The sequence below is a fragment of the Vibrio maritimus genome (assembly GCF_021441885.1).
Lineage (GTDB): Bacteria > Pseudomonadota > Gammaproteobacteria > Enterobacterales > Vibrionaceae > Vibrio > Vibrio maritimus_B.
Window position 1 is genome coordinate 1433159 of sequence record NZ_CP090438.1, and the last position, 15369, is coordinate 1448527.

Sequence of the window (15369 nt, forward strand, 5' to 3'; positions counted from 1 at the left end):
GCCGGGCTAGCTAGCTCGAAGCTGGACACTTCTAACGCAAGTAGCCAACAAACAACGAAAGCCCAAAGAAGAAGAGTACTAACCCAGCAGCTCTTTCGACCACGTGAATATAATTCGATAAGGGTCTTTGGACCCTTGGTTGCGCGATCATAGATGCGACAAATAAATCCCAAACTAAAACCGCGAAAAACATCCACACTCCGCATGACACTTGTTGCGTAAGCGTAACCTCATTACCCAGGATCACTGTCATCAAGCTCATATAGAAAAGGGCGTTCTTTGGATTGAGTATCGCCGAGTTGAAACCTAGAGCTAATTGTTTTAGGAGCGACGGTACTTCTAACTGTTCGAAATCTAAATCAGTATTTCGTTTTTTACTTCGTAGCAAAGCAGAGCCTAACCACAGTAACCATAACCCTCCGACTACTTCAACGACCAGATAAATAGCCTGATTATCACGAATTATTGTCCAACCAAATATCGCTACTCCTATATAGAGCGCGTTCCCCAGAGCAACTCCTAAGCAAATGAAGCGGCTCCCTTGTAGCCTGTGGCGAATGGAGTGAGCAACGATTAAGAAGAAATCTTGGCCAGGACTTAATAACGCTAGAAAATGAGCAATAGCCAGTGCAGGAAATGCAACTGGGAAAAAAGTAGAGTACGACATATTTGGGCATCCATTTAAAACACCCGACTACTATGTAGTACTCAGTTTAATCATTATTGTCGAAAATTGACCTAATCAATTGATATTGCCCCGGAGTTGACGCTGTGTAGGATACAAAGGTCCGATGTAATTGACTCTGGTCAAAAAAACCTAGTTCATTCGCGACATCGGTAATTTCCATACCTCCTTTCAGAAGCACCTTTGCCTTCTCGACCCTATAGTTGCTGAGAAATGATTTAGGAGTTATCCCAAATTGTCTTTTGAACTTTCTGATCAGGGTTTCTTGGCTATATCCAAGCTGGTCAGCGATAGCTTCTAGCTGTGGAGCATTTTCAATGTCTTTTAGAAGCAAATCTCTCACTTTGTATGCTAGTTCATCATTATTATCACCAATGCTAGGTGAACAGCATCGACTTAACAGATCGAGTATTGAGCTTTCGATTGATGAGACGATATGCTGTGATTCATGATTAATGAGCATCGAGACTGAATTTTCAATACCTAGTTCATGCAATTGATCGGAGAACAAGATATGATCAACGCTAAAGCTTTTCACTTCGTAACCAAATAGCCTCGATAGTGCGTTGCAACACCACTGATTATCTATGTAAAGCATGCGGTAGCTTCTAGGGGTGTTGTCTACAGGATTGCAGGCGTGAACCATATTGGGCTCAATAAGAATCACATCACCTTCATTTAATAGCACATTGGAATTGTATAGGGACAAGCATGTTTGACCGGCAAGCATAATTCCAATAGATAGCTCGGGATGGTAATGGGCTTTGTAACCTTGAGTACTATTTCGAGTTGTTCTTACCGTCAGATAAGGTGTGAGTCGACTCGTCCAATAGTCCTGACTGATGTCCCTTATTTTACTCTCCATGCTATCAAATCACCTTTCCACTAAACGTTGCGGTATCGAGATTTCCACATTACATAAAGTAAGTCAAAAATTCGACTTTGGCTTCACGACTCAGGAAGAGTGAAGCACATAATGGGGCAAAGGCGCGTTGAGCAAAGCAGTTGGCAAAAGTGTTCAAGGGGAGAACATTCATGTTTGCTGAGGGATCTGTGGCAATTTTATAGTTTGCCACTACGTGTAGCTTTCCTGCCAACTGTCAGATAGACGAGGTGGGGCGGGCTCTATTAATAGAAAAGAGAAGTAGATGTTGGTCGAAGAAGTTAAATCCGCCCAGTAAAAGGCGGATTTAATCCGAGCATTCATTATTGAGGCGTTTGACCCGTTTGTATTACTTGTTTTGTCGTCTTAGCTCGCTTAAAGGAGTAGATGGCATAGCCCACCACACTCACGGCGACAATCAAAGAGCAGCCTCTTATGAAGTTAATGAGCATTGGTGCGTTATCGATGAACTCATTCAGTCCCCAAAGCAGCACTAGTGAGAACACGAACATTACCAAGAGCCCATAACACGGCGCATCAATTTTTCCCGGCACCACATACCAACCATCCTCTTTAACCGGTTTGTTTAGTCGAGCGTATTCAGCTTGTTGGCCTTTAACGGTGTAGAGATGCATGGTTGTTTGTTTACCAGTGGTCGCTAAGCTCGCGACGTAAGCTACGACAGCGTTGACGACTACGCCGATGACACAATACCAAGGCCAAGCAACATCCGTTGCAACCGCTACGTACCAGATAGCGATGAAGCTTGCTGCTACACCAATCAATAGCCCTTTCTCTGTGATGTGCTTTGAGTAGAAGCCAAGGACGAACATACAGAAGCTTGCGCCAACGAAGTAAGAGCCTGCTTTACTGAGCACTTCAAGCACTGAACCTGTACTCGTCGCAAACATAAAAGCAGGGATAATGATGAGAACAGCCCACATCACAGTAAAAAATCGTGATGCTTTAAGGTAATGCTCTTCTGATTCATTCGGCTTGTAGAAGCGCTTATAGAAATCAGCTACAGATACGGTTGCCATAGAGTTAAACGCGGAATCCAAGCTCGACATACTAGCAGCAAGAATCGCCGCAGCAATGATGCCCATAAGTCCAGGTAAGCCGTATTCACTGGCGTAGTGCAGGATAATAGTATTGCCGTTATCAAACTCTCTACCATCGTAATAGGCGTTGAATAATACACCCAGCAGAATGAATACAAAGTAGATAAAGAACGCTACGTAGCCCATCATCAACATGGCTTTTTTCGCGTCGCCCATGCTTTTCGCTGCCATACAGCGTTGAACCATCATCTGGTTACCACCATACACGGTAGTGTGGAACATGGTCATGGCAATGACACCCGCCCAAACCGTCGTTACCTCGCTGAGATTCATACTGGTGTTGAGCGCATCGGTCATGCCTTTTTCTTTCAGATTCACCATGACCTCAGTCATTGGCATCGGCATCCCATTCCAAACCGCTTCAATGATAATGAAGGCACCAACGAATAGGATGAGTGCTTGAATTACGTCTGTCCAAATAACGGCGGCCATGCCTCCCATGACGGTATAGATGAGTGCAATAGTGGTGACAATCATGATGCAATACATCACATCAATGCCGGTGATGAACTCAAGGATCATGGCTGTCGCATAAAGTACGGCCGCTGAGCTGAGCGCTTGTTTGATAAGGAAAATGAACGACAGGGTAATGCGGGAAGCTTTACCGAAACGACGCTCTTGGTACTCGTATATTGAGGTGAGTCCATTGTTGTAAAAGAAAGGCATGAATACCGCAACGATAAAGAAAATCACTAACGGATAGTTCAGGTGGATTGCGATAACGGATAAGCCTTCTTTGTAAGACCATGCTGGACCACCAAGAAAGGACATAGCACTGACATAGGTACATACCACTGAAATACCGATGGCCCACCAAGGTATGGTCTTATCACCCAGAGCAAAATCTTTTGCGGAGGTAACTCGCTTACCGATAAAAGCGCCCAATACAAGGGTCAGTACAATGTAAGTACCTAGAATGGTCCAGTTTAGTGCGCCAAACTCATACATAATGTTGTCCCTCTAACTGCTGTTCCATTTGCGCGAAAAGGTCGTAGCCCAATTGCTTTAGTATGTGAGCAATATCGATACCGACCCAGTTCTCTTTTAATAGGTCGCCTTCGCGTCGCCAAAAGTCCATCACACGCAGTTCAATGTGCTTGCCTGTTGCCGGCAAACCTAGCCATTCACCGTCGCCAGAATGCGTGCCGTGCATGTGTGGCCAACCACCGGTGGATACGTAGTCATTTTCGGCCAAAATATTCAGCTTGATATCAACACTTCGGTCGGGGAAAGAGAATACAAATGGTCCCTGATGGTGTTTTCTAAAACCTTCAATACCACGAGTGGTGCCAATGCCTGCAGGTCCGTACCACATAAAGTCGGAATGCCAGTAGTTTTCGAGCTTCATTGATTGCAGATCTTTGCCATCGAACCCGCCTAAACAGTCGAGCATATCGAGCACCAACTGTTTGCTCTTATCACTTTCCGCGGATAGTATCTCGACGCGGCTCAAGCCATCTTGTGTTGCGGGTGCTGGCACCAGGCCTGCGTGCCCAAGACTCGATCTGAGTGGATTGATACCCACTTGGTTCATGACATCGATAAAATCAGGGATTAGATAGCTTTCTGAGATTTGCCCGTTTTCTACACAAACCATCTCGGAATAACGCAAGTAGAGCGTTTTACCGGTACTTGGGATCCCGAAAAGCGGCTGGCTAAAGGTACCGACAAAGTATCCTGTTGAATTAATCCAGACTCGCCCTTCATGCTCACCTTGCATGGTGATTTGAGAGCGTCGCTCAATATCAGGTAGAGCGTTTAACAATGGCTGGAGGAAGTTTGTCTCAGTGTCGTTAATTCCAGTCAAATCGTTAATCGGATGAGCAACACACCATTTTACATTGCTACGCAGCATTTCTTGGACAACGGCAGTACGTTCGCTTGGGTGAGCGTTGAAATAGCGCAGATAAAAATTGTCAATCACGTTGAGAGTCATAGGATTTCCTTATCAATTAGCCTTGTTGAAGTAAGATTTGTTTCCAAACTGCGCTTTCATCGAGCAGAGTAAACTCTCGGCGCAGACCCCAAGGGCCGAACTCAGCATGGCTGATCCCCATAATGTAAACGTCTTTCCCAGAAGGCTTGCCAAACATGCCATAGCCTTCGTGCTTGCCTTGTAGTGACCAGCGTATAGCAGCGCGCGGGGACATCATCTTCTCATCGAGGCCGATACGGTGATGGACTTTGAACTCAGCATTAGGGAACGATGAACGCAGAGACATCCAAAATTGGTCAACTTCAGAGTGCGAAAGCGCAGTCTGGCCGCCCGTATACTCACCAATGCAGGCACGGTCATATTCTTTAGGAATGACCGAGAATTCAGCACTCATGATGCGGCGCAATAAGTCTTCGTAACGTTGGCCATATTCATTATCGTTGCCGACACCTCGATAAGGTCCCTCGATATCGATTGCGGGCGTGAACGGGAAGGCACTATGTTCAACGCCACCTTCCGCTTCAATCAACTGGCGAGCGTATTGTTCAGAGGACATGCCGAGTTGTTTGGCAATAGCGCCAATATCGCGAATCATCCATTCGTCGTTGATTTGGTTATTGATGGCATGGCAATCGGCAATGATGCGGAATTTCAATTTCTTGTGGGTTGCTTTGCCAAAGACGCCATCTTTTGCATGTGTTGCGGTAGAGATGATTCGATGTGAAGACAGCATGCCTTGTTCTGGTGTGCCGGACCAAATGACGTCTTCACCCAAAAGCTGTCGGTCAGGAAACTCGGCTAGTGTTCCCATAGTTGCACCGATAACATTCTTGTTACCTTTAACAATAGACAATGGCGTGCGGACAATAATATCGGGTGAGTAGTAATGGTGTAGGGTGCTTAGCCCTCGGTCTTCCCAAATCTCTTGCGTGATTCCCAATATGTAGTCTGGGAAATCGCGCCACTTCTCATCAAAGCCTGCCATGGTCATGTGTTGCCTCCTTAGTGTGGGGTAGTCTTTTGGTCTTCGTTATTATTTCTCGTTTTTGATTACGTATCCAAAATGTTACTTTGTTGCAAATATGTCAATACTTTGTTTGTGTTGTAACGTAAATGCGTGATAGCGATCTAAAGGTTGGTCGTGTTATGAGCTGATTTGGTTGTGAGGTATGACCACTGAGGCTTAGGTCTCGATGTAACAATACGTTAATGCAATTGCCTATGACTTAAGTGTGGGGCCAAAAAGCACATTGTGATTTTTAGGTATACCAGTTTTAGCAGGCTACAGGAGCCTGCTAACAGCTTGGTTGAATTATGAAATATCTCTAGATTAGAAATTGCAATCGTATGCAAGTCTTGTTGGGCGATGATGCGGTTGTCTCAGCGGACTACAGGGCTAGTTGCTGGTACCAACCGTTTACTCGACATGTAAAGTTCAAATAGGCTGTTTACAATGATCACGCTTGCACCGAACATTTGCTGTGCGTTCAAGTGCTCAGAAAATACGATCCACCCGAGAATAAGCGCAGTGACGGGTTCCAAATAGGATATGGTGGCATAGGAGGCCGAGCTCAGCCGCCTAATCGCATAAACGGCAAGAGTTAAGCCAAGGAACCCCGGAACCAAGCCGGTGAGTAGCATCCACAACCACTGCTCCGAATGTTGGATATGACTGTCGCTCAGCAGTACCAAAGGCAAAAGGATTAGGCTACCCGCGATCAATTGCCAAGCTGTGTCGCTCCACTCACTGGCTGCGGATTTACCAAACTTATTGATTAAGATGAATAAGCAATAACACGCCATAGAGGCAAGCGAGAACAGAAAACCTGTTGTATCGTGGCTTATCTCATCACCCGAGCCTTGAATCACCAGAATAAAACCTGCAATGGCTATCGTTACTGACAGTAGGGCAGAGCGGCTCAATGTATCATTGAGAAAAAAATGGCTGATGAGCGAAGCTACCGGCGGAGCAGCATAGAGTGTGATGACAGCGACGAGAATAGTAGTGTGCTGCATGGCCTCAATGTAAAACAAAATGAAGGCGGCGATGAAAACACCACTTAAAATCGACGTTTTTGTCGGTTTGCTTAAAGCGGATTTCATTTGTCCTGTGAGCGCTAAAAAAAGCCACAGGAAAAGTGCACCAAAAGCTAGCCGATAAAAGGTCACTGTCACTGAGTCGACCTCCGATAGTCTAGCCATCAATCCTATAGTGCCCATAGACACTGCGGCGCCAGCCGCAGCGATTACCGCTATTAATACGGAGTGATTCATATCTTACTACTTAGATGAACATTATTGAAAGTAGTGGCCAAAGCGAGATTGGTTCAGCTCACGCATACGCGCAAACACATCAACCCCTAGCTGATTGTAGACATCTAAGATATCCACCAAAACCCAGTTCTCGCGGATGAGTGGTCCCTCACAACGCCAAAAGTCTAAACTGCGCATTGTGATTTCTTTGTCACTTGGTGCGATGCCGAGCCAGCCGTCACCGGATAGTGTCATACTCATTCCGGGCCAAGCGGTAAACGCAACGTAATTATTCTCAGCGAAGAGAACGCCGTTTTCCCAAATCGTGGTTCTGTCTGGCATAGCATTTAGAAAAGGGATTTGATGGTGTTTTCTGAAGCCTTGAATGCCGCGTGCTGTTCCAATTGTTGACGGACCATACCAGCTGCATTGTGGGTGCCAGTAGGATTCAAGACCCATGGCTTTGGCTCCACCCTCCGCATGTTTCAGTAGGCCATGAAGCATGTTGTTCACAACGTGGAAGGTTTCTTGAGTGAGGCTTTGGTCTGTGTTACCAAACATCAATCCGTCTTGGGTGGCTGGTGCGGGCACGTGCCATTCGCGACCGAGGCTCGGTGATAAGGGCCATGACTGAGCTTGAATCATTAGTTCTGGAATATCCCACAGCGCTTGGACTTCCACTATTTTGCCGTCTTTTACTCGGTAGAACTCATGAAAACGCATAGAGACTTGTTTGCCGGTGGGTGGAATATCAAGCCAAGGCTGTTCAAAGGTTCCTGTGTAGTAACCGCCCGCACCAACCCATTCGTCACCATTTGCTTCATTGGCCATGAGGATGTAAGTGCGTTTTTCTAGATCTGGAATAGCGTTGAAAAGAGGCTCGAAAGCTTTAGTGTAATATTCTTGTGGTCCTTGCAAGGTTTCAAAAGGGAAACACATGTGAACGCTCGCATCCTGTGACAAGGTATCATTGAGTAGGGTAGAAAATTGCTCAGGCTGGCCGTTATAAAGCGCGTCGTTAAGCGTGTTGATTAGAGCTTTATTTGATGAATACATTGTCATTTTTTCTCCGTGTTAAGGATTGTAGGGAGTGGTCTAAAAGAAAGTTATACGAGATTAAGCATTTTCTAATGCCGTGTCAGACAAGGCAGGAAGTCTATCAAGAAGGTCGACACCACACTGTTGCCCAAACTCAATGAGGTCTATGAGTACCCAGTTCTCATGAAGCTTGTCATCGCGGCGAACGTAAAAGTCCATAATGTTCATGCCTATCGCGCGATTTGTCGGTTGAAAGCCTCTAAAGGGTTTTCCAGTAAAGTGGCCTTTCAAACTTGGCCACCCCGTAAAGGCTGAAGTTAATCCATCTGCTATTCGTGCTTGATGATAGCCGCCGGTGCGACCGGGAAAACTCGCGACAGACGGCCCTTGAGCAAACTCTTGGAACTCTCTGAATCCGTAGCAAGATCCAACGCCCCAAGGACCATGCCATACCATATCTTCATGCCAAAAATCGGCCATTCCCATGCTCGCGAGTTTGCTACCTTTTAGGCGGTTGCACCCCCCGAGCATATCTTCGACAAGCTCTAGAGTTTTGCGTGATTCATTGGGATCTTGGTCGTTGTAACAGAGCCCATTATCAAGGGCAGGGCCGGGCGCTACATCGCTACGACCTTCGAAGGGAGGAAGGAGTGGGAAACCGGCTTGAGCCGCCAACCCCAAAATGTCGAATAAACAGCGGATCTCGATAATCTGTTCATTTTCTATTTTGTAGAATTCGCCAAAGCGCATTTTTACGGGCTTTTCACTCGGTGGAATACCTAAATATGGAGCTCGCATTTCACCGACAAATTCGCCCGCAGAGACGACCCAAGTTCCGCCTTCAAACTCGCCACCTAAAAAGAGGTACTCCTTGCGATGCACGACTGGAAATGTTTTTGCGAGTGGCTTGTACACATTACTAAAAAGCGTTTCGATGCCAGAGAGTTCACCAATAGGTTGCGGCCCAAAAAACGCGATGCTGTTTGAGAAGACGGCTTCGTCTGGTAGTTGGTAAGTTGATTGAGGTTCGGCGAGATGCTTCCAAAGGTGTTCGACAAGCTTTTTTGCACGTTTAACTGATGTTGAAGGCGACATAGAGTTCTCCGGGAGGGTGCACATATCAAGGTGTAGTCATGATTGGTAATGAATTTTGCATACCTATCCATTTGTTGTTTGCGTAATATTTACTCAATGAATCGGTTTTTGTAAACAACCTGTTTCATCGATTGTGAGGTTTTTTAGTGCGGTAATGTTTTATTTTGTTCTTTGTATAATTGACCCCGGTTGCTTAAAAAATCTCTATTTGGTTAAAAGTTGGTTTTTTAATTTGTTAATTACGGCGAATTAGAGTGTATTTTTCTGTTGGGTGTTTTTTGCTCAAAGTCTCATTATTAACAATACGGCCATTTAAAAATTTGCATTCGTATCCATTGTGTGAAAACTTTTGGTTAACTTGTTGCGTAAATGTTACTTCGGAGGAAGTGTGGCTAGAATTCAACTCAAATCCCTGACCAAAAAGTGGGGAAAAGTCTACGGCGTAAATGACGTTAACCTAGATATCCAAGATCAAGAGTTTGTGGTCTTTCTCGGGCCATCTGGTTGCGGGAAGACGACAACGATGCGCATGATTGCCGGCTTGGAAGATCCTTCTGGTGGTGAAATACACATTGGGGATCGTGTCGTTAATGAGCTCGACCCTAAAGACCGAGATGTAGCCATGGTGTTTCAAAGCTACGGTCTGTATCCCAACCTAACTATCTACGAAAACATCCGCTTCCCACTCAAGGTTCGCAAAGTCGATCCAACGACTCATGATGAAAGAGTCAAACGCGCCGCGGAAATGGTCGAACTGGGGGACTTGCTGGATCGCTATCCTCGAGAACTATCGGGTGGACAGCGTCAGCGTGTGGCACTTGCTCGCGCTGTTGTCCGTGAACCCACAGTTTTCTTGATGGATGAACCGTTATCTAACCTTGATGCCAAGTTAAGGGTATCAACGCGAGCTCAGCTCAAGCACCTCCAGCATGAGCTGAAAGTGACGACCATCTATGTTACCCACGATCAAATTGAAGCGATGACATTGGCTGATCGCGTGGTTGTGATGAACGGCGGCGAAATTCAACAAGTGGGTACTCCAACAGAAATCTACAACAATCCGGCCAACGTGTTTGTTGCGAGTTTTATTGGCTCTCCGGCAATGAATCTCGTTGAAGGTACGATCAATGACGGTGTTTTTGAGGCTGAGAATATTCGTATTAGCGGGCTACGCACTGAAGTGACAGGCGAGGTTATATTGGGTTATCGCGCAGAAGATGCACAAGTTACCGAGCATCAAGCGTTAAGCAGTGTACCTCTCTACAAAAGCTACAGCGAACTGGGGGCAGCGGCCCGAAAGCGTCAAGAATTTGAGCCGCAAGTTGCTATCAGTGCACCCGTTTACAGCATGGAATTGTTGGGTGATGCCACTATGGTGACGGTTAAAACAGGTAATGCTCTATTTGCTGCGAAAGCCGATAAACATTTCAGAATTGATATCGACCAGCCCGTGAGTTTTGAACTGGATGTCTCTCATTGTCACTTGTTTGATAAGAAAACAGGTCAGCGTATTTAATTTCAATCTATATAAGTATCGGCTTGTTTATGTGGTTCTTAGCGCCAATACGCCGAGTTTTTACTTATCTAGATTGATGCAACGTACAGAAATATAAAGGATTAACAATGTATAAACGTATATTGACTGCCGTCGCCATCACTTCAACTTTGTTTGCTACTTCTGCGAATGCTGACTGTGGGTTTACTAATGAAACGGAGATCAAGTCACTCTCAGCTAGCTTTCAAGCATGGAAAGTTATTGCGGGAGAAATGCAAAAATGCGGAAAAGTCTCTACTGAGCTAGATAACGAATTTAAGATCAAACAACCAGCAGCGTTTGCGACTCAGCCTTCGCTCTATCATATCGCAGGCGTATCCAATGAAACGCTTCAGCCTTTGCTGAATGAGAAAACGGTTCGCCCTCTGGATGACTTGGTTGCTAAATACGGTGAGAATTTATCCCCAAATCAGCTGATTAAGGTCGATGGAAAAATCATGGCAATCGCGATGATGATTAACACTCAGCATCTGATCTATCGACAAGATATCTTGGAGGAGCTCAATATCGCGACCCCAACGACGTATGATGAGGTGCTAGAGGCAGCGAAGAAAATACGTGAAGCGGGCGTGATGCAATATCCGTTGGCAGGAACCTATAAAACGGGTTGGGATCTGGGTATGGAGTTTACCAATTTGTACATCAGCTATGGCGGCCAGTTCTTTAATGACTCTAATCAGCCGATGGTGAATAGTGAAGCCGGTAAGCGAACACTGATGACGATGAAAGCGTACACGGAATATATGGATCCTGAGTACCTCATCGCAGACTCAACTCAAGTTCAGAAAAAACTCCAGCAAAACAAAGCCGCTATTGCCAATTTATGGGCATCACGTGCTGGCGCTGTTGATGATGAAGCCGAGTCTTTAGTGTCAGGTAAGATCGCATTTGCAGCAGCTCCTTCAGCACTTCCCGGTGGAAAGCCTGCGGCGACCTTGTGGTGGGATGGTATGACTATCGCTGCCAATATTACCGATGAAGAAGCCGAAGCAGCGTTCCGTACTGCTGTGTCTGCACTGACCCCAGAAATGGCAAACGAAAACAGCACAGTCGCAACATGGCTTATCAAAGGCTATGAGCCTAGCAAGTACTCAGCGGGCTCTATCGCGAATGCTCAAAAGGGCACCCCAGCGTATCCCGCTTCGGTGCCTATGGGCATGATGCAAGCTGCCTTAGGTAACACAGTGTCAAACTACCTAATTGGTAGCACTTCTCTTGATGCAACCTTACAAGAGATTGAGTCTAAATACCTAGCAACGGCTAAAGAGTCAGGGCTACTTTAATGCCTTTATAACGTTACCTCTCGGTAAATGAGGGGTAACGCCATCATTGCCTATCTCTTTATCGCCTAGATCTAGCGGCGTCAACTTAAAGTGCGTAAGACAAAAATGCACTCCGGCCCTGCCGGACGCTAGGCGATTCAAGGACGACGTATATTTCAGGAGAAAGTAATGCGACGCAGTACCTTTCTGGCATTTATTGCCCCCTCCATTTTTATGATGGTGTTTTTTATTGCCGCACCATTATTGACCGTTTTTTGGCAAAGCCTACACGTCACTAAACCTGTTTTTGAGGAAGTGAAGATAGAAAAGTGTTCGCCCGGCTTTATGGAACAAATCTGTACGACGGAAGTGACCAGTCGCCCAACGTTTGATAGTGAGGGCAAACCGATCCAAGTTACGGAGTTCGTTGGTCTAAATAGTTATCGAGAGATGCTTCAGCCAGAGCGAGTAATCGCAGCGTTGACGGAAGAAGGTGGAAGCCTAGCGAATGTATTTTCTATCGACTTCTACAAAGCACTGCGCTTTACCTTAACCTTTACCCTTATTACCTTGCCGCTGGTACTGGGTTTAGGGCTCGCACTAGCCATCGCCGTTCAGAACACGGTGAAATCGTTGCGCGGTCCGATCATCTTTGTCTCTTTGTTGCCATTTATCATTACGCCTGTCATCGGTGCATTATCCATCCGTTGGCTATTTGTCAGTGATGGCATTTTGAGTGTTGGCCTAAATCACTTGTTGGGCTATGAATTCTCGATGTTTGCTCAATCGTGGACCATTGAGATATTGATGATGTTTTATCGGGTTTGGCACGTCGCTCCGTTCGCTTTTATCATTTTTTATGCCGGTTTGCAGTCCGTTAATCAAGATACACTCGATGCCGCTATTGTCGATGGCGCGTCACGTTGGGAGCGCACGCGCTCAGTGATTATTCCGCATTTAATGCCTTTGATTATCTTTGTCTCTATGGTGCACCTCATGGATGCTTATCGGGTGTTTGAAGAAGTCATAGGCTTTAGTAGTGAAGCTCATGTGATTTCATTGCAATGGCTCACCTTTGATTTGCTCACTCCAGACAACACGGGCAACCGTTCTATATCACGTGCTTCGGCCTCATCTATGTTGACCCTAATTGGAATTGTGGTGCTGCTGATCCCCGTTCTACAACGTACTTGGCGCGATCATAAACGCAGCTAATCAAGAAATCAGAGGAATAAATTTATGGTTATTTCAGAAGTACCACGCGCGTTTCGTCAGCCCGTTAGCCTTAAGCTAACCACAAATGCGTTATTGGCAGTATGGGTGGTCGTGGCCTCATTTCCGCTGGTATGGATCGCGGTAATGTCGTTCAAACTGCCGATGGATTCGTTTGCGAACAATCCACTGCAGGTGTTAATGGGTTTTGAAACCCTGCAGAATGCTGGTGGCCTGTCGACATTTCAAGTGATGCTTTGGGCAAGTTTTGCTTACATTGTTTTTAAGGCGCCGGCGAAATATGGCGCTAAGCTAGTGAGCTACTTGTCGAGTCGCAGTGACACGCCTCGTCCTCAGTGGGTCAGTTACTCCTACGCGGTAGGGATCTATTTATTAGCGCTTACTGGCGGTGCATTCGTAATTATACCTACAGTGAGTTTCCTGGCGACATTTGCGCTAGGGTCGATTCCGTTTATTGGCGGACTAGTGGAGCCAATAATCGGTTTTACTTGGCAACACTATCAATCTGTGTGGATAGATAACGGATTTTATAATCAGTTCACCAACTCGATGATTGTTACCGCTGGGGTAGTATGTATCTCGCTATCAATTGGTACCCTGGCTGGCTATGCGTTGTCTCGAACGAACTCAAATCTGGCATTTTGGCTGCTGATTATTGCGCTGATCTTACGTGCGCTGCCACACTCAGTACTGGTCGCAGGGTATTTACCCGCGTTTATTAATTCCAGTGAGATCTTAGCGCCACTTTGGGAAAGTGCTTGGACAGGGTGGTTGTTCGGTTTGTTTAGTGATACAGCGCCAACTCTCTATGGCAAACCGATGGCAATCATTATAGTGCTGGTTGCTATCAACCAACCTTTCACGATTTGGATGTTGCGTTCATTTTTCCAAAATATTCCACAAGATCTAGATGAGGCTGCGATGGTGGATGGTTGTACTCGCTTTGAGGCGTTTCGACGTGCGGTTTTACCGGTTGCTTGGCCGGGCATTATCACCGCAGGGCTGTTTTCATTCTTATTGGGTTACAACGACTTCCTTGTCACTTCGCTGTTACTGGACGCTCAGTCTCAGACCATGGTGCCAGCTATCAGCCAGTACTTTAATCGCGAAACGACCATGACGGATCAAGTGGAAGCCGTTGCCGCAGCAGTATCAATCACAGCGCCGCTTTTCTTGCTCGTTATCGTGTTCCAGAAGCAGATAGTATCTGGCTTAACTCAAGGCGCAGTGAAAGGCTAGGGTGCCGGCAGTGAACACTATCTTTAAACTACGATGGAAGAATATTTAAATGAAAGGCTTTAATCCGAAGTGGAAAGATTTTCCTGACTACATTATCGGTGTGACCAAAGAGATATGGGAAGATCGTGGAGTCCACACATTAAAACATTACTATGCGCCCGACATTATCGTGCGTTCACCGGCCTCAGTGGTTCAAGGTAACGAGGGCGTGATAGCGGCAACCATGTCAACGCTGGCAGAGCTGCCAGATCGCCAACTTTTCGGCGAGGACGTGATTTGGGCGGGTACGCCTGAGCAGGGGATGTTGTCGTCACATCGCTTGTTATGTACTGCGACACATAGCCACTTTGGTGCTTACGGGGAACCGACGGGTAAACAAATCAAGTATCGAATCTTGGCGGATTGCCATGCCATCAATGACCAAATCAATGATGAGTGGTTGGTTAGAGATCAGGGGGCGATTGCATTACAGCTTGGTAAAACTCCAATGGAATACGCTCGAGAGCTCATAGATATAGAGGGTGGTGTAGAGAAGTGCGTGAAACCCTTTACACCAGCCCTCGATATAGAAGGGCCGTATCAAGGTTACGGAAACGAGAGTGAATGGGGCGAGGCATATAAAGACACGTTGAATCGAATCATGCACGCAGAGTTTTCCGTTATTCCGGCTGTCTATGATCGTGCTTGTATCGGAGAGTATGCAAGCAATAAAACGGCGCTGTCTCATGGTGAGATCGACCAGTTCTGGATGAGTTTGAGATCGAGCCTGCCAGATGCCGAGTTTAAAATTGAGCATGTGATGGGCAATGACGATGCCATGATGTCGCCAAGGGCAGCAATACGTTGGTCACTGCATGGCACGCATAGTGGATATGGATTGCTTGGCAAACCAACTCAACAACCTGTCTACATTATGGGGATCTCTCATGCGGAGTTTGGGCCTTGGGGCATTCGCCGAGAATACACACTGATCGATGAGGTGGCGATTTCGAAGCAAATTTTGCTCGGCCAAGGCTAGAGCTTCGTGAAAGGTTCTTTAATATCATTTACTCTCTGATATTCAGAGAGT

General features: G+C 46.2%; 13 protein-coding genes. 5 read left to right on the forward strand and 8 right to left on the reverse strand.

Annotated elements, in window-relative coordinates; genetic code table 11:
- Nucleotides 1–31 precede the first annotated feature (31 nt).
- The 8 genes from LY387_RS06610 to LY387_RS06645 all read right to left on the reverse strand — a co-directional run bounded on the left by LY387_RS06610 (nt 32) and on the right by LY387_RS06645 (nt 9011).
- The gene (locus tag LY387_RS06610; RefSeq protein ID WP_234495773.1) at nt 32–667 is read right to left on the reverse strand and encodes a LysE family translocator; all 636 of its coding nucleotides are present in this window, start codon (nt 665–667) and stop codon (nt 32–34) included.
- A 46-nt stretch (nt 668–713) separates the two neighbouring features.
- Nucleotides 714–1550 carry an AraC family transcriptional regulator gene (locus LY387_RS06615; protein ID WP_234495774.1) on the reverse strand — a complete coding sequence of 279 codons (837 nt, stop codon included), beginning with the start codon at nt 1548–1550 and terminating at the stop codon, nt 714–716.
- Between the two features lie 341 nt (nt 1551–1891).
- Entirely contained in the window at nt 1892–3637 is a 1746-nt protein-coding gene (locus tag LY387_RS06620; protein WP_234495775.1) for a sodium:solute symporter family transporter, read from the reverse strand.
- Nucleotides 3630–4625 (reverse strand): ester cyclase, encoded by a 996-nt coding sequence (locus LY387_RS06625; protein ID WP_234495776.1) that lies wholly within the window; start codon nt 4623–4625, stop codon nt 3630–3632. Before LY387_RS06625 ends, LY387_RS06620 begins: the two co-directional genes overlap by 8 nt.
- A gap of 16 nt (nt 4626–4641) precedes the next feature.
- Nucleotides 4642–5616 (reverse strand): ester cyclase, encoded by a 975-nt coding sequence (locus LY387_RS06630; RefSeq protein WP_234495777.1) that lies wholly within the window; start codon nt 5614–5616, stop codon nt 4642–4644.
- A 389-nt stretch (nt 5617–6005) separates the two neighbouring features.
- Entirely contained in the window at nt 6006–6899 is an 894-nt protein-coding gene (locus tag LY387_RS06635; protein ID WP_234495778.1) for a DMT family transporter, read from the reverse strand.
- 21 nt (nt 6900–6920) lie between these two features.
- Nucleotides 6921–7940, reverse strand: coding sequence for an ester cyclase (locus LY387_RS06640; protein ID WP_234495779.1), 1020 nt, complete (start codon nt 7938–7940; stop codon nt 6921–6923).
- Nucleotides 7941–7994: 54 nt separating this feature from the next.
- Nucleotides 7995–9011: an ester cyclase gene (locus LY387_RS06645; RefSeq protein ID WP_234495780.1), complete on the reverse strand. Its 1017-nt coding sequence runs from the start codon at nt 9009–9011 to the stop codon at nt 7995–7997.
- 388 nt (nt 9012–9399) lie between these two features.
- On the opposite strand from LY387_RS06645, the gene LY387_RS06650 reads away from it, so the two are divergent.
- From LY387_RS06650 to LY387_RS06670, 5 genes are all read left to right on the forward strand, one after another.
- Nucleotides 9400–10527, forward strand: a complete 1128-nt coding sequence (locus LY387_RS06650; RefSeq protein WP_234495781.1) for an ABC transporter ATP-binding protein — start codon at nt 9400–9402, stop codon at nt 10525–10527.
- A gap of 107 nt (nt 10528–10634) precedes the next feature.
- Entirely contained in the window at nt 10635–11849 is a 1215-nt protein-coding gene (locus LY387_RS06655; protein WP_234495782.1) for an ABC transporter substrate-binding protein, read from the forward strand.
- 168 nt (nt 11850–12017) lie between these two features.
- Nucleotides 12018–13043 (forward strand): carbohydrate ABC transporter permease, encoded by a 1026-nt coding sequence (locus LY387_RS06660; RefSeq protein WP_234495783.1) that lies wholly within the window; start codon nt 12018–12020, stop codon nt 13041–13043.
- 24 nt (nt 13044–13067) lie between these two features.
- Nucleotides 13068–14300, forward strand: coding sequence for a carbohydrate ABC transporter permease (locus LY387_RS06665; protein WP_234495784.1), 1233 nt, complete (start codon nt 13068–13070; stop codon nt 14298–14300).
- 49 nt (nt 14301–14349) lie between these two features.
- The gene (locus LY387_RS06670; protein WP_234495785.1) at nt 14350–15318 is read left to right on the forward strand and encodes an ester cyclase; all 969 of its coding nucleotides are present in this window, start codon (nt 14350–14352) and stop codon (nt 15316–15318) included.
- Nucleotides 15319–15369: the final 51 nt, after the last annotated feature.

What these genes read in the sequence shown, in the direction of transcription:
- LY387_RS06610 (WP_234495773.1), bottom strand. Translation starts at nt 667, where the DNA reads ATGTCGTACTCTACTTTTTTCCCAGTTGCATTTCCTGCACTGGCTATT.
- LY387_RS06615 (WP_234495774.1), bottom strand. Translation starts at nt 1,550, where the DNA reads ATGGAGAGTAAAATAAGGGACATCAGTCAGGACTATTGGACGAGTCGA.
- LY387_RS06620 (WP_234495775.1), bottom strand. Translation starts at nt 3,637, where the DNA reads ATGTATGAGTTTGGCGCACTAAACTGGACCATTCTAGGTACTTACATT.
- LY387_RS06625 (WP_234495776.1), bottom strand. Translation starts at nt 4,625, where the DNA reads ATGACTCTCAACGTGATTGACAATTTTTATCTGCGCTATTTCAACGCT.
- LY387_RS06630 (WP_234495777.1), bottom strand. Translation starts at nt 5,616, where the DNA reads ATGACCATGGCAGGCTTTGATGAGAAGTGGCGCGATTTCCCAGACTAC.
- LY387_RS06635 (WP_234495778.1), bottom strand. Translation starts at nt 6,899, where the DNA reads ATGAATCACTCCGTATTAATAGCGGTAATCGCTGCGGCTGGCGCCGCA.
- LY387_RS06640 (WP_234495779.1), bottom strand. Translation starts at nt 7,940, where the DNA reads ATGACAATGTATTCATCAAATAAAGCTCTAATCAACACGCTTAACGAC.
- LY387_RS06645 (WP_234495780.1), bottom strand. Translation starts at nt 9,011, where the DNA reads ATGTCGCCTTCAACATCAGTTAAACGTGCAAAAAAGCTTGTCGAACAC.
- LY387_RS06655 (WP_234495782.1), top strand. Translation starts at nt 10,635, where the DNA reads ATGTATAAACGTATATTGACTGCCGTCGCCATCACTTCAACTTTGTTT.
- LY387_RS06660 (WP_234495783.1), top strand. Translation starts at nt 12,018, where the DNA reads ATGCGACGCAGTACCTTTCTGGCATTTATTGCCCCCTCCATTTTTATG.
- LY387_RS06665 (WP_234495784.1), top strand. Translation starts at nt 13,068, where the DNA reads ATGGTTATTTCAGAAGTACCACGCGCGTTTCGTCAGCCCGTTAGCCTT.
- LY387_RS06670 (WP_234495785.1), top strand. Translation starts at nt 14,350, where the DNA reads ATGAAAGGCTTTAATCCGAAGTGGAAAGATTTTCCTGACTACATTATC.